14 protein-coding genes are annotated in these 12,517 nt (G+C 63.7%); 10 read left to right on the top strand and 4 right to left on the bottom strand.

Going from position 1 to position 12,517, the window contains the following annotated elements; genetic code table 11:
* Positions 1-40: 40 nt before the first annotated feature.
* Complete coding sequence (locus D0T21_RS21640; RefSeq protein ID WP_116991364.1) at positions 41-1,309, bottom strand: MFS transporter; 1,269 nt, start codon at positions 1,307-1,309, stop codon at positions 41-43.
* A gap of 64 nt (positions 1,310-1,373) precedes the next feature.
* On the opposite strand from D0T21_RS21640, the gene D0T21_RS21635 reads away from it, so the two are divergent.
* Together D0T21_RS21635 and D0T21_RS32535 are read left to right on the top strand one after the other, a co-directional pair.
* Positions 1,374-1,664 (top strand): DUF1778 domain-containing protein, encoded by a 291-nt coding sequence (locus D0T21_RS21635; protein WP_199538517.1) that lies wholly within the window; start codon positions 1,374-1,376, stop codon positions 1,662-1,664.
* Positions 1,665-1,812: 148 nt separating this feature from the next.
* On the top strand, positions 1,813-2,031 hold the full coding sequence (locus tag D0T21_RS32535) for a GNAT family N-acetyltransferase (RefSeq protein WP_229211588.1): 219 nt from the start codon (positions 1,813-1,815) through the stop codon (positions 2,029-2,031).
* 4 nt (positions 2,032-2,035) lie between these two features.
* On the opposite strand, the gene D0T21_RS21625 is transcribed toward D0T21_RS32535, so the two are convergent.
* From D0T21_RS21625 to D0T21_RS21615, 3 genes are read right to left on the bottom strand one after another with little or no spacing between them, the layout of a single operon-like run.
* Positions 2,036-2,488: a GNAT family N-acetyltransferase gene (locus tag D0T21_RS21625; RefSeq protein WP_116991363.1), complete on the bottom strand. Its 453-nt coding sequence runs from the start codon at positions 2,486-2,488 to the stop codon at positions 2,036-2,038.
* Positions 2,485-3,366, bottom strand: coding sequence for an N-acetylmuramic acid 6-phosphate etherase (gene murQ, locus D0T21_RS21620; RefSeq protein WP_116991362.1), 882 nt, complete (start codon positions 3,364-3,366; stop codon positions 2,485-2,487). The genes D0T21_RS21625 and murQ overlap by 4 nt, the downstream gene beginning before the upstream one ends.
* A 10-nt stretch (positions 3,367-3,376) precedes the next feature.
* A complete protein-coding gene (locus D0T21_RS21615) occupies positions 3,377-4,117 on the bottom strand; it encodes a GntR family transcriptional regulator (RefSeq protein WP_008443158.1) in 741 nt (246 codons plus the stop codon).
* A gap of 166 nt (positions 4,118-4,283) precedes the next feature.
* On the opposite strand from D0T21_RS21615, the gene D0T21_RS21610 reads away from it, so the two are divergent.
* From D0T21_RS21610 to bioB, 8 genes are read left to right on the top strand one after another with little or no spacing between them, the layout of a single operon-like run.
* Entirely contained in the window at positions 4,284-4,718 is a 435-nt protein-coding gene (locus tag D0T21_RS21610; protein WP_116991361.1) for a YchJ family protein, read from the top strand.
* 45 nt (positions 4,719-4,763) lie between these two features.
* Complete coding sequence (locus tag D0T21_RS21605) at positions 4,764-6,386, top strand: carboxyl transferase domain-containing protein (protein ID WP_020703867.1); 1,623 nt, start codon at positions 4,764-4,766, stop codon at positions 6,384-6,386.
* A 13-nt stretch (positions 6,387-6,399) separates the two neighbouring features.
* Positions 6,400-7,269, top strand: coding sequence for a dienelactone hydrolase family protein (locus D0T21_RS21600; RefSeq protein ID WP_229211587.1), 870 nt, complete (start codon positions 6,400-6,402; stop codon positions 7,267-7,269).
* 2 nt (positions 7,270-7,271) lie between these two features.
* A complete protein-coding gene (locus D0T21_RS21595; protein WP_116994513.1) occupies positions 7,272-8,069 on the top strand; it encodes an enoyl-CoA hydratase/isomerase family protein in 798 nt (265 codons plus the stop codon).
* A 51-nt stretch (positions 8,070-8,120) separates the two neighbouring features.
* Positions 8,121-9,449 carry an adenosylmethionine--8-amino-7-oxononanoate transaminase gene (bioA, locus tag D0T21_RS21590; protein WP_116991358.1) on the top strand — a complete coding sequence of 443 codons (1,329 nt, stop codon included), beginning with the start codon at positions 8,121-8,123 and terminating at the stop codon, positions 9,447-9,449.
* 2 nt (positions 9,450-9,451) lie between these two features.
* The gene (gene bioF, locus D0T21_RS21585) at positions 9,452-10,636 is read left to right on the top strand and encodes an 8-amino-7-oxononanoate synthase (protein WP_116991357.1); all 1,185 of its coding nucleotides are present in this window, start codon (positions 9,452-9,454) and stop codon (positions 10,634-10,636) included.
* Between the two features lies 1 nt (position 10,637).
* Entirely contained in the window at positions 10,638-11,420 is a 783-nt protein-coding gene (bioD, locus tag D0T21_RS21580; RefSeq protein ID WP_116991356.1) for a dethiobiotin synthase, read from the top strand.
* Between the two features lie 17 nt (positions 11,421-11,437).
* Positions 11,438-12,487, top strand: coding sequence for a biotin synthase BioB (gene bioB / locus D0T21_RS21575; protein ID WP_116991446.1), 1,050 nt, complete (start codon positions 11,438-11,440; stop codon positions 12,485-12,487).
* The last annotated feature ends 30 nt before the right edge of the window (positions 12,488-12,517 follow it).

The raw sequence follows: 12,517 nt of genomic DNA, 5'->3' as shown, positions 1-12,517 counted from the left end.
CCCGAATCTGTTGAGCACCGTATTGTAATGCGCTGGGCGCTTATTTTTTGCCGAACTCTGAATCGATCCGTACCAACGCCGTCATCGCGAACGCGGGCAGGGTCGAAATGCAGGCCCAGATGAAGAAATGTTGATAACCCAGGTGCTGCTGTATCCAGCCGCTGATCATGCCCGGCAACATCATGCCGAGGGCCATGAAGCCGGTGCAGATGGCGTAATGCGCGGTCTTGTGCTCGCCGTCCGCCACCAGCACCATGTACAGCAGGAAGGCCGAGAAGCCGAAACCGTAGCCGAACTGCTCCACCGCGAGGCAGGCGGAGATCAGCACGGTGTTGGTCGGCAGCGCGGTGGCCAGGTAGACGAACACCAGGTCCGGCACGTGCATGATGAACACCATCGGCAACAGGCTACGCTTGAGGCCGAATCGGGAAATCACCACGCCGCCGCTCAGCCCGCCCAGCACCAGCGCGCACACGCCGACGGTGCCGTAGACCACGCCGAAAGTCTCGGTGCTCAGGCCGAGGCCACCTTGCGCGCGCGGATCGAGCAGGAAGGGCGCCGCCATCTTCAGCAACTGCGCCTCGCCGAGGCGGTACAGCAGCAGGAAGCCCAACGTGGCCTTGATGCCCGGCTTCTGGAAGAAACTGTGGAAAGTGCGCAGGAAATCCTTCCACAACGCGCCGCCGCCTGCGTGGCTGCGGTCGGAATCCGGGCGGGGCAGAATCAGCTGGTGATACGCGCTCAAGGCCAGCATCAAGGCCGCCATCGCGCAGAACACCACCGACCAGGCCCAGGCGGGATCGCCGCTGGACGTGGCCAGCTTGCCGGCGAGGTAGACCAGGCCGCCTTGTCCGGCGATCATCGCCAGCTTGTAGAACGCGCTGCGCACGCCGACGAACGCGGCCTGCTGGTGCTGGGTCGGCAAGCCGAGCATGTAGTAGCCGTCGGAGGCGATATCGTGGGTGGCCGAGCTGAACGCCATCAGCCACAGCAAGGCCAGGCTCATGCGGAAGAAGTCCGGCAGATGCAAGGTCAGCGCCACGGAAGCGAGCGCCGCGCCGGTCAGCAGCTGAAGCAAGACGATCCAGCGCCGCTTGGTGCCGAACAACTCCACGACGGGCGACCACAGCGGCTTGATCACCCACGGCAGGTACAGCCACGCGGTATAAAACGCCAGGTCGGTATTGGACACGCCGAGATTCTTGTACATCACCGTCGACAACATCATCACCGCGACGTAAGGCACAGCCTGGCTAAATGAAATACTAGGCACCCAAGCCCAGGCACTGCGTTGTTGCGCTCGATCCATACATCCTTCGATTTTGTTCGGCAAAATTCGGACTACAATTCAGACAGCCATCGGAGATCGAGACATGTCCACACCAGCCGATACCCAAAACACGCCAGAAACGCTCACCATACGCATGGGTTCGAAAGAACGCAACCTCATCGAGCGCGCCGCCAAAGCCTCTGGCAAAAATAGCAACGATTTCATCCTCGATGCCTTACGGCGAGCAGCAGACGACGCGCTACTGAACCAAGTCAATATTGTCGTAACGCCGGAAGCCTACGCGGAGTTCCTGGCAAGGCTGGATATGCCCCCCGCACCCAACGCGCACCTTCTTGAAACCATGCAAACCAAGGCGCCTTGGAATAAAAAATGATCATACGGCCACCGGAGCCGATGACCAGCCAGCATGCCACCAATCGCTTTTCGTGCGGAGTCGATAGCCTGGATGTATGGCTTAAACGTCGCGCCATGCAAAATCAGGCGAGCGGTGCATCGCCATCGACAAGCGTCTTCAAGGCAGAATGCTGGGGCGCGCATTGGTTCGAGATGCCAGCTATCGCATTCTTCAAGCCGCCGAATCAATCGGTATCCGTGGCATCATCACGCACGCACTGACACCGGCGGCCAAATCGTTCTATGAGCAAGTCGGTTTCGTTGTTTCGCCGCTGGACGCTATGACGCTGATGATCACGCTTTCGGATTTAACCGCAGCGTTGAGGGCGCCCCGCAGTCAGGTGTGATTGGCTACAGCAGCTTGCGGTAGACGATGAAGCCGGACTTGTCCGCGACTTTGTCATACAGCTGCATGGCGGTGTGGTTGGTTTCGTGGGTTTGCCAGTAGACCCTCGGACTGCCTGCGGCACGGGCTTGCTCGTACACTGCCTCAATCAGCTTGCGCGCCACGCCCTGGCCTCTGGCGGCTTCAGCGGTGAACAAGTCCTGCATGTAGCAACTGAGGCCTATCTGTGTCGTGCCGCGATGGTAGAGATAGTGGGCGAGGCCGACCAACTGGCCCTCATGCACAGCCACCAGCGCATGCACCGGCTCGCTCTCGTCGAAAAAGCGCGACCATGTCGTGCGGGTGATTTCCTCAGGAAGCGCCGTATCGCCATGGCGACCGTAGAATTTGTTGTACCCCAGCCATAACAAATGCCAGGCGTCGTAATCCTCTTGCGCTACCGCCCGTATCTCGATCATGGCGTCAAAGCCCGACGGACATTGCCGTCCGATGCGTCGAGCAGGTTTTGCGCGTCTTCGATGGAGGTGTTTTTCAGCAACGCGACGATCGCGACCTTGACGTGGAAGTGGCAGCGCTCCAGCACGCCGCGCGCGATGTCGGCATCGACGCCGGTGGCGTGCATGGTCAGCCGCACCGCGCGCTCGACCAGCTTGACGTTGGTGGCGTGCATGTCCACCATCAGGTTGCCGTAGACTTTGTTCAAGCGCACCATCAGCGCGCTCGACAAGGTGTTCAACACGATCTTCTGCGCCGTGCCCGCCTTCAGCCGCGTGCTGCCGGAGATCACTTCCGGCCCGGTGTCGATGGTGATGCCGATGTCGGCGCCCGCCGTCAGCGGCGTGCCGACGTTGTTGGCGATGCCGACCGTCAAAGCCCCCACCGTGCGCGCCGCCTGCAAGGCGCCCAGCACATACGGCGTGGTGCCCGACGCCGCCACCAGTAACACCACGTCGTTGTAGACCGGATAGAGCAGGCGCAGATCGGAAGCGCCCTTGGCGCGATCATCCTCCGCCCCCTCCACCGCCTCGAACATGGCGCCGAGGCCGCCGGCCAGCAAGGCAATGGCGCGCTCATGCGGCCATGAGAAAGTAGGGAACAGCTCCACGCTGTCGAGTATGCCCAGCCGCCCCGAGGTGCCGGCGCCGACATAGATCAGCCGTCCGCCGGCGGCAATGCGCGGCGCCATCGACTGCACGGCGGCGGTGATGCTGGGCTCGGCGGCTTGCACCGCCCGCAGCGCGTGGGTCTGGTCCTCGACCAGCGCCGCCACCAATGCCTCAACCGAATATTGATCCAGCTGCGCGTGCTGCGTACTCGGCGTTTCGGTTTTTAGCATAGGTTTTAAATTACGTAGCGCGACGCATCTCCGCGACGAAGTCATAGTGATCGCTGTGGCAATACGAGTGAGTCAACTCCATCGCCTCGCCCGATTCCAGATAGGCAATACGGGTAATGTACAGCACCGCCTGCCCCTCGGGAACACCCAATTGCTTGGCCAGCTCGGCCGAAGCGTTCATCGCGCGGATGTGCTGCAAGGCCCGCGCCGGCGCCTGGCCTATGCTTTCCAGGTACTGGTACAGCGAGGCGCCGACCGCGTTCGGGTCGTTCAGCACGGTCTGCGGCAGCACCGACACCTCGTACGCCATCACCACGTCGTCGGCCAGGCGCAAACGCTCCAGCCGCGCCACCTTGGAATACGGCGACAGGCCCAGGCTCAGCTGCTCTTCCGGCGTCGGCGTCACCACCGCGCGCTTGAGCCAGCGCGAACCGGGGATGTGGCCGCGCTGCTGCAATTGTTCGGAAAAACTGGTCAGGTTGGACAGCGGCTGCTCGATGCGCGGCGCAATATAATTGCCCGATCCGCGACGGCGCACCACCAATCCCTGGTCCACCAGCTGGTCGATGGCCTTGCGCGCGGTCACCCGCGACACGTTCAGCAACTCCGACAAGGTCCGCTCGGACGGCAGCGCCTGGTCCACCTGGTAGCGGCCGTTATGCACATCATCGCTTAATTTGCGGGCAATTTGCATGTACAGCGGCGTACTGTCATTGGCATCCGCCTTGAATTCAAAACTGGTCTGGCTCATTCAAATCTCCTCACGCCTCTAGTGTAATAGCGTTACAGAAAACATGTACGCATCAGGACGTTGAAAATAACAATATTTGTACACATAGCATAACGGCAAGCCCGGCGGAATGCGGCTATTTGGCGGATAATGCTGGATCGCCACACCAGCCCGACCACCTGAATTCATGTCCAAGAAGTCCACCGCCCCCGCGGCCTGCCCCTGCGGCGGCCCCTCCCTGGCAAGCTGCTGCGGCCCGTATATCGACGGCGCGGCCATCCCGCCGACCGCCGAAACGCTGATGCGTTCGCGCTATACCGCCTATGTCCAGCGCAACGAGCCCTACCTGATGGCCACCTGGCACGCCAGCACCCGTCCGGCCGAGCCGATTATGAGCAACGAAGAAAAATTGCAGTGGCTGGGACTTGAGGTAAAATCTGCTTTACGTTTACGTCAACGTAAAGCAGAAGATGCCGACCTGACCACGGATACGGTGGAGTTTGTGGCACGGTTCAAGACCAATGGCCGGGCCCAGCGTCTGCACGAAATTAGCAATTTTGTACGCGAGCCGGCCGAAGGCGGGCTGCGCTGGTTTTACGTTGACGGTAGTTTTCCAGAATAAATCATCAGGACGCGGCGGAGACACCGCGCAGAAAAAGGAAAAGCAATGCCGCAGATCGAAAGCAAACTCAATCCCCGCAGCGAGGATTTCAAAGCCAACGTGGCCGCCATGCAGGCCGTCGTCGATGACCTGCGCGACAAGGTCGCCAAGATCGCCCTCGGCGGCGGCGAGGCGGCATCGGCCAAGCACGTCGCCCGCGGCAAACTGCTGCCGCGCGACCGCGTGCAGATGCTGCTCGATCCCGGCACGCCTTTCCTCGAACTGTCGCAGATGGCGGCCTACGGCATGTACCAGGACGCCAACGGCGCCGACGCCGCGCCGGCCGCCGGCATCATCACCGGCATCGGCCGCGTGGCCGGCCAGGAATGCGTGATCGTCTGTAACGACGCCACCGTCAAGGGCGGCACCTACTACCCGATCACGGTCAAGAAGCACCTGCGCGCGCAGGAGATCGCCGACCAGAACAACCTGCCGTGCATCTACCTGGTCGACTCGGGCGGCGCCAACCTGCCGAACCAGGACGACGTCTTCCCGGACCGCGACCACTTCGGCCGCATCTTCTACAACCAGGCCAACCTGTCGGCCAAGGGCATCCCGCAGATCGCGGTGGTGATGGGCTCCTGCACCGCCGGCGGCGCCTACGTGCCGGCGATGAGCGACGAATCGATCATCGTCAAGGAACAGGGCACCATCTTCCTCGGCGGCCCGCCGCTGGTGAAGGCAGCCACCGGCGAAGTGGTCACCGCTGAAGACCTGGGCGGCGGCGACGTCCACACCCGTTTGTCCGGCGTGGCCGACCACCTGGCGCAGAACGATCTGCATGCGCTGTCGCTGGCGCGTACCATCGTATCGAATCTGAACCGCACCAAGCCGCAGCAGGGCGCGTTGCGCGAGGCGGCGGAACCGAAGTACGCCACCGAAGAACTGTACGGCGTGATCCCGGTCGACACCCGCAAGCCGTTCGATGTGCGCGAAGTCATCGCCCGCATCGTCGACGGCAGCGAATTCGATGAATTCAAGGCGCGCTACGGCACCACGCTGATCTGCGGCTTCGCCCACATCTTCGGCATGAAGGTCGGCATCATCGCCAACAACGGCATCCTGTTCTCCGAGTCCGCACTGAAGGGCGCGCACTTCATCGAGCTGTGCGCGCAACGCAAGATCCCGCTGGTGTTCCTGCAAAATATCACCGGCTTCATGGTCGGCCGCAAATACGAAAACGAAGGCATCGCCCGCAACGGCGCCAAGATGGTGACGGCAGTGGCGACGGCCGCCGTGCCCAAGTTCACCGTCATCATCGGCGGCAGCTTCGGCGCCGGTAACTACGGCATGTGCGGCCGCGCCTTCTCACCGCGCTTCATGTGGATGTGGCCTAACGCCCGCATCTCCGTCATGGGCGGCGACCAGGCGGCGTCGGTGCTGGCCACGGTCAAGCGCGACGGTATCGAAGGCAAGGGCGGCTCGTGGACGGCGGAGGAAGAAGCCGCGTTCAAGCAGCCGATCAAGGATCAATACGAACACCAGGGCCACCCATACTACGCCACCGCGCGCCTGTGGGACGACGGCGTGATCGACCCGGCCGACACCCGCATGGTGCTGGGCCTGGGCCTGTCGGCCGCGCTCAATGCCGAAATCCCGGACACCAAGTTCGGCGTCTTCAGGATGTAAGCGGACGATGACCATGCAGACCCGATACCGTCACGGACTGGCAGCGCTGCTGCTGGTGGCGGCTTGCGCCTCGGCGCAGGCCGGCCCGCTGCCGGTGGTCGATGCGAGCATGGGCGAGCAGGTCATCGCCATCCCCGCCAGGATAGCCGGCGCCGACATCACGCTGCAAACCACCATCTACAAGCCGCCGGGCGACGGTCCGTTCCCGGTGCTGTTCATGAATCACGGTAAAGCCGGCGGCGACGCTCACCAGCAGGAGCGGGCGCGCTATCCGGTCATCAGCCGCGAGTTTATCAAGCGTGGCTACGCGGTGGTGATCCCGATGCGGCTGGGTTTTGCCGGCTCGGGCGGCACCTACGCCAACTCGCACTGCCAGGCTACGGAAAACGGCGAACAGCAGGCTGCATCGCTGTACTCCGCCATGGCCTACGTAATGAAGCAGCCATGGGCCGACCAGCAGCATGTGATCCTGGCCGGCCAGTCGCACGGCGGCCTGACCGCGATCGCCGCCGGCAGCCATAACATCAGCGGCGTGCAGGGCATCATTAACTTCGCCGGTGGCGTCAACAGCCGCTCCCACTGCGACTGGAAGACCGCGCTGGTCGATGCCTTCAAGGCCTATGGGGCGGTGAGCACCACGCCAAGCATCTGGTTCTACGGCGCCAACGACCAGCACTTCGGCCCCAAGCTGGCGGCCGATATGTACGCGGCCTACACCGCCGGCGGCGGCAAGGCGCAGCTGGTGGCCTACGGACCGTTCAAGCGCGACGCGCACGGCATGAGCTCCAGCGCGGACGGCGTCGCCATCTGGCTGCCCGAGACCACGCGCTTCCTGCAAAGCGTCGGCATGCCGACCGAAATCAAATACACGATCAAGGACTAGAGATGAGCTTAGAGATCGGCTTTACCACGCTGACCATCAGCCGCGAAGGCAAGGTCGCCACCGTCACGCTGAACCGCCCGGACGTGCGCAACGCCTTCAACGAAACCACTATCGCCGAGATCACGCAAGCCTTCGGCGAGCTCGGTGCCGAAGCAGACTTGCGCGCGATTGTGCTGGCGGCGAACGGCCCGGCCTTCTGCGCCGGCGCCGACTTGAACTGGATGAAAAAAATGGCGGGCTACACGCACGCCGAAAACCACGCCGACGCTCTGCAACTGGCGGAGATGCTGCGCACGATCTACCTGTGTCCCAAGCCCGTGGTGGCCAAGGTGCAGGGCGATTGCTACGCCGGCGGCATGGGGCTGGTCTCCGCGTGCGACATCATCGTCGCGGTCGACCAGGCCAATTTCTGCCTGAGCGAAGTGAAACTGGGACTGATCCCCGCCACCATTTCGCCATATGTGATCAAGGCCATAGGCGAGAACGCATCGCGCCGCTACTTCCTGACCGCCGAGCGATTCGGCGCACAGGAAGCGCTGCGCATCGGCTTCGCGCACGAAGTGGTGGCCGCCGACGCGCTCGACGCCAAAGTAGCGGAAATCGTCAAGGCGCTGGTCAACAACAGCCCGAACGCCGTGCAGCAAGCCAAGGTGCTGGTGCGCGACGTGGTTGGGCAAACCGTCAACGATGCGCTGCTGGCCGATACCGCCGAGCGCATCGCCCATATCCGCGCCTCGGAACAGGGCCGCGAAGGCGTGGCCTCGTTCCTTGAGAAGCGCAAGCCGTCATGGCTGAGTTAATACCGTTCTCCCCGCGCAGCGGGGAGAACAAAAAAATAGTTTGGAGCTTCTTTGGAATTGAATAAACAAAGCGACTGGGTAGCACGCAGCCTGCGCAGCGTATGGCATCCGTGCACCCAGATGCAACACCACGAGACTGTGCCCCTGATTCCGGTCAAGAGCGGCAAGGGTGCGTGGCTGTACGACCATGAAGGCCGCCGCTACCTCGATGCGATCAGCTCCTGGTGGGTGAACCTGTTCGGCCACGCCAACCCGCGCATCAACGCCGCGCTGAAGGACCAGCTGGACACGCTGGAACACGCGATGCTGGCCGGCTTCACGCACGAACCGGTGATCGAGCTGTCGGAAAAACTGTCGGCGCTGACCGGCCATGTGCTCGGCCATAGCTTCTACGCCAGCGACGGCGCATCGGCCGTGGAAATCGCGCTGAAGATGAGCTTCCACTCCTGGCGCAACAACGGCAAGAGCGGCAAGCAGGAATTCGTCTGCCTCAAGGGCAGCTACCACGGCGAGACCATCGGCGCCCTGGCCGTCACCGACGTCGCCCTGTTCAAGGATGCCTACGGCCCGCTGCTGCGCGCCTCGCAAACCGTGATGTCGCCGGACGCCCGCAATGCGGCTCCCGGCGAAACCGCCGAAGACATGGCCCACAAAGCCGCCGCCGACGTCGAACGCCTGTTCATCGAACGCGCCGACAAGATCGCCGCCATCATCATCGAACCGCTGGTGCAATGCGCCACCGGCATGGCGATGCACGACCCGCTGTACCTGAAGCTGGTGCGCGAACTGTGCGACCGCCACTCGGTACACCTGATCCTCGACGAAATCGCCGTCGGCTGCGGCCGCACCGGCACCTTCTTCGCCTGCGAGCAGGCCGGCGTATGGCCGGACTTCCTGTGCCTGTCGAAGGGCATCAGCGGCGGCTACCTGCCGCTGTCGCTGGTGATGACGCGCGACGAGATCTACCAGTCCTTCTACAGCAACGACGTCACGCGCGGCTTCCTGCACTCGCACTCGTACACCGGCAACCCGCTGGCCTGCCGCGCCGCGCTGGCGACGCTGCAAATCTTCGAGGAAGACGATGTACTGGCCGCCAACCGCGTGAAAGCCGCGCGCCTGACCGCAGCGCTGCAACCGCTGGCGCAGCACAAGCAGGTGCGCAACTTCCGCCAACGCGGCATGATCTGGGCCTTCGACGCCATCGACGCCACGCCGGACTTCTCACGCCGCTTCTTCGCCACGGCGGTGGAGCACGAGCTGCTGATGCGCCCCATCGGCTCCACCGTCTACATGATGCCGCCGTATATCCTCAACGACGAGGAAATCGACGGCCTCGCCGCCAACACGCTGGCCGTGTTCGACAAAGTGATGGCGGGCTGACCATGGAAATGCTGAACCAACTCAAGCAGCAGCTGCAAGCGCTGGAAGAACAGGACCTGATCCGCACCCGCCGCACGGTCGACACGCCCTGTGGTCCGCGCGTGTCGGTGGGCGGCCGCGAACTGCTGGCCTTCTGCACCAACGACTACCTGGGTCTGGCCAACCACCGCAAGATCAAACTCGCGTTGCAGGAAGGCGCGGCGATGTATGGCGTCGGCAGCGGCGCCTCGCACCTGATCAGCGGCCACGGTCGCGCCCACGCCATGCTGGAAGAGCGCCTGGTGGAATTCGTCGGCGCCCATCTGGTGTCGCCGCGCGCGCTAACCTTCTGCACCGGCTACATGGCCAACCTGGCCATCGTCACCGGCCTGACCGCCGGCGACCGCGACGCCGACATCTTCTCCGAATCGCTGAACCACGCCTCGCTGATCGACGGCGCCCGCCTGTCGCGCGCCAACGTCAAGGTCTACCCGCATGCCGACCTGGAAGCGCTGGCGCAGATGCTGGCCGCGTCCAAGGCCGCTACCAAGCTGGTAGTGACGGACAGCGTCTTCAGCATGGACGGCGACCTGGCGCCGCTGCCGCAGTTGCTGGCCTTGTGCGAACAATACGGCGCCTGGCTGGTGGTGGACGACGCCCACGGCTTCGGCACGCTGGGCGCCAACGGCCACGGCGCGCTGGAGCACTTCGACCTGCGTTCGCCCAACCTGGTCTATATGGGCACGCTGGGCAAGGCGGCCGGCGTCAGCGGCGCTTTCGTCGCCGCGCACGAGACGGTGATCGAAACGCTGATCCAGAAAGCCCGTCCCTACATCTTCACCACCGCCACGCCGCCGGCGCTGGCGCACGCGCTGCTGACCAGCCTTGAACTGCTGGAAGGCGACGAAGGCCGCAACCGCCGCGCACAGCTGCAAGCTTTGGTGGCACAATTGGACGATGGCCTGCGCCTGAAGCGCTGGCAGCGCCTGCCCTCGATGACTGCGATCCAGCCCATCCTGATCGGCGATAATGCCGAGACCATGCGCGCCGGCGCGGCCCTGTACGAGCAGGGCCTGTGGGTCGGCACCATCCGTCCGCCGACCGTGGCGCCAGGCACCTCGCGCCTGCGCGTGACGCTGTCCGCAGGGCATAGCAGCATGGAAGTCGCGAAGCTGATAGCCGCGATCAATGCATTGGAAAGGACTTGATATGAGTCTCGACGATCCCGTCATAGCTGTGGACACACCGCGCACGCAGGTGCAACCGGCGCCCGCCGCCACCGGCATCCCGCCGCGTTTCAGCTGTTTTGTCACCGGCACCGACACCGAAATCGGCAAGACGCTGATCTCATCGGCGATGCTGCATGCGCTGGTGCAGGCCGGCGTGCGCGCCTGCGGCATGAAGCCGGTGGCCGCCGGCGCCGAACTGCGCGACGGCGTTTTGCACAACGACGACTGCGACCAGCTGGCCGCCGCCGGCAATGTCCACCTGCCGCAATCGATCACCACGCCTTTCCTGCTGAAGGAGCCTGCCGCGCCGCACATCGCCGCCGCGCTGGAAGGCGTGACGATTTCGCCAGTGCCCATCCTGGCGGCCTACGTCGAAATCAACGCCGCCTCCGATGCGACGGTGGTGGAAGGCGTGGGCGGTTTCCGCGTGCCGCTGAACGATGATTTCGACACCGCCGACCTGGCCGAGCAGCTCGACCTGCCGGTAGTGCTGGTGGTCGGCCTGCGGCTGGGCTGCATCAGCCACGCGCTGCTGACGGTGGAAGCGATCGAAGCGCGCGGCCTGCGGCTGGCCGGCTGGGTCGCCAACGAAACGCAGGACGACATGGCCTTCGCCGACGAAAACGTCGCCGCACTGGAGCAACGCATCAGCGCACCGCTGCTGGGCCGCGTGCCGCGCCTGGCCGAACCCGGCGCGCAAGCCGCCGCCGCATATATCGATTTTACGCAGCTGCCAAATTGGCCAGCTCAAAACAAACTTTGAACGAAGAAGGAATCACGATGTCCCAGAACACCCTCCAAGAACCGAAAACCGTAGCGCTGCACCGTCCGACGGCCGCCATCACCTTGCCGCCTGCCGCGACGTGGCCGCTGGATGACGTGATGGCTTTGTTCGACCTGCCGTTCAATGACCTGATGTTCCGCGCACAGCAAACCCACCGCACCAACTTCCCTGACGGCGACGTCGAACTGGCCACGCTGCTGTCGATCAAGACCGGCGGCTGCGAGGAAGACTGCGGCTACTGCCCGCAGGCGGCGCGCTACGACACCGGCGTCGAAGCCAAGAAGATTCTCGACATCGACACCGTGCTGGACGCAGCCAAGCAGGCCAAGGACAACGGCGCCACCCGCTTCTGCATGGGCGCCGCATGGCGCAGCCCTAAAGACCGCGACATGGACAAGGTCGAAGAGATGGTGCGCGAAGTGAAGGCGCTGGGCCTGGAAACCTGTGCCACGCTGGGCATGCTGGAAGAAAAACAGGCCGAGCGCCTGAAGGCCGCCGGCCTCGATTACTACAATCACAACCTGGACACCGCGCCTGAGTTCTACGACAACGTGATCTCGACCCGCGAATACCAGGACCGCCTGGACACGCTGGGCCGCATCCGCGAAGCTGGCCTGAAGGTTTGCTGCGGCGGCATCGTCGGCATGGGCGAGTCGCGCTTGCAGCGCGCCGGCTTGATCGCGCAGCTGGCCAACCTGAATCCGTATCCTGAATCGGTTCCGGTCAACCACCTGGTGCAGGTGGAAGGCACACCGCTGTACGGCATGGACCCGCTGGACCCGTTCGAATTCGTGCGCACCATCGCCGTCGCCCGCATCACGATGCCGAAGGCGCGCGTGCGTCTGTCGGCAGGCCGCCGCCAGATGGGCGAAGCGGTGCAAGCCATGTGCTTCCTGGCCGGCGCCAATTCGATCTTCTACGGCGACAAGCTGCTGACCACCGATAACCCGGAAGCGGAAGACGACCGCGCGCTGTTGAACAAATTGGGCCTGAAAACCCGCGGTGCCGTGCTGGACTCGGCACCGAAGGAGAAGTGCGGCTGCTAATCCAGCCCGTCGATACACCACACGATAAAA

The organism is Duganella sp. BJB476, from assembly GCF_003416895.1.
Taxonomy (GTDB): Bacteria; Pseudomonadota; Gammaproteobacteria; order Burkholderiales; family Burkholderiaceae_D; genus Rugamonas.
Note: the sequence above shows the minus strand (reverse complement) of the source record. Positions and strands in the feature narration are given on the sequence as shown.

Excerpts from the sequence above, each read along its gene's own strand:
- D0T21_RS21640 (WP_116991364.1), bottom strand. The coding sequence starts at position 1,309 with ATGGATCGAGCGCAACAACGCAGTGCCTGGGCTTGGGTGCCTAGTATT.
- D0T21_RS21635 (WP_199538517.1), top strand. The coding sequence starts at position 1,374 with ATGTCCACACCAGCCGATACCCAAAACACGCCAGAAACGCTCACCATA.
- D0T21_RS32535 (WP_229211588.1), top strand. The coding sequence starts at position 1,813 with ATGCTGGGGCGCGCATTGGTTCGAGATGCCAGCTATCGCATTCTTCAA.
- D0T21_RS21625 (WP_116991363.1), bottom strand. The coding sequence starts at position 2,488 with ATGATCGAGATACGGGCGGTAGCGCAAGAGGATTACGACGCCTGGCAT.
- murQ (WP_116991362.1), bottom strand. The coding sequence starts at position 3,366 with ATGCTAAAAACCGAAACGCCGAGTACGCAGCACGCGCAGCTGGATCAA.
- D0T21_RS21615 (WP_008443158.1), bottom strand. The coding sequence starts at position 4,117 with ATGAGCCAGACCAGTTTTGAATTCAAGGCGGATGCCAATGACAGTACG.
- D0T21_RS21610 (WP_116991361.1), top strand. The coding sequence starts at position 4,284 with ATGTCCAAGAAGTCCACCGCCCCCGCGGCCTGCCCCTGCGGCGGCCCC.
- D0T21_RS21605 (WP_020703867.1), top strand. The coding sequence starts at position 4,764 with ATGCCGCAGATCGAAAGCAAACTCAATCCCCGCAGCGAGGATTTCAAA.
- D0T21_RS21600 (WP_229211587.1), top strand. The coding sequence starts at position 6,400 with ATGCAGACCCGATACCGTCACGGACTGGCAGCGCTGCTGCTGGTGGCG.
- D0T21_RS21595 (WP_116994513.1), top strand. The coding sequence starts at position 7,272 with ATGAGCTTAGAGATCGGCTTTACCACGCTGACCATCAGCCGCGAAGGC.
- bioF (WP_116991357.1), top strand. The coding sequence starts at position 9,452 with ATGGAAATGCTGAACCAACTCAAGCAGCAGCTGCAAGCGCTGGAAGAA.
- bioD (WP_116991356.1), top strand. The coding sequence starts at position 10,638 with ATGAGTCTCGACGATCCCGTCATAGCTGTGGACACACCGCGCACGCAG.
- bioB (WP_116991446.1), top strand. The coding sequence starts at position 11,438 with ATGTCCCAGAACACCCTCCAAGAACCGAAAACCGTAGCGCTGCACCGT.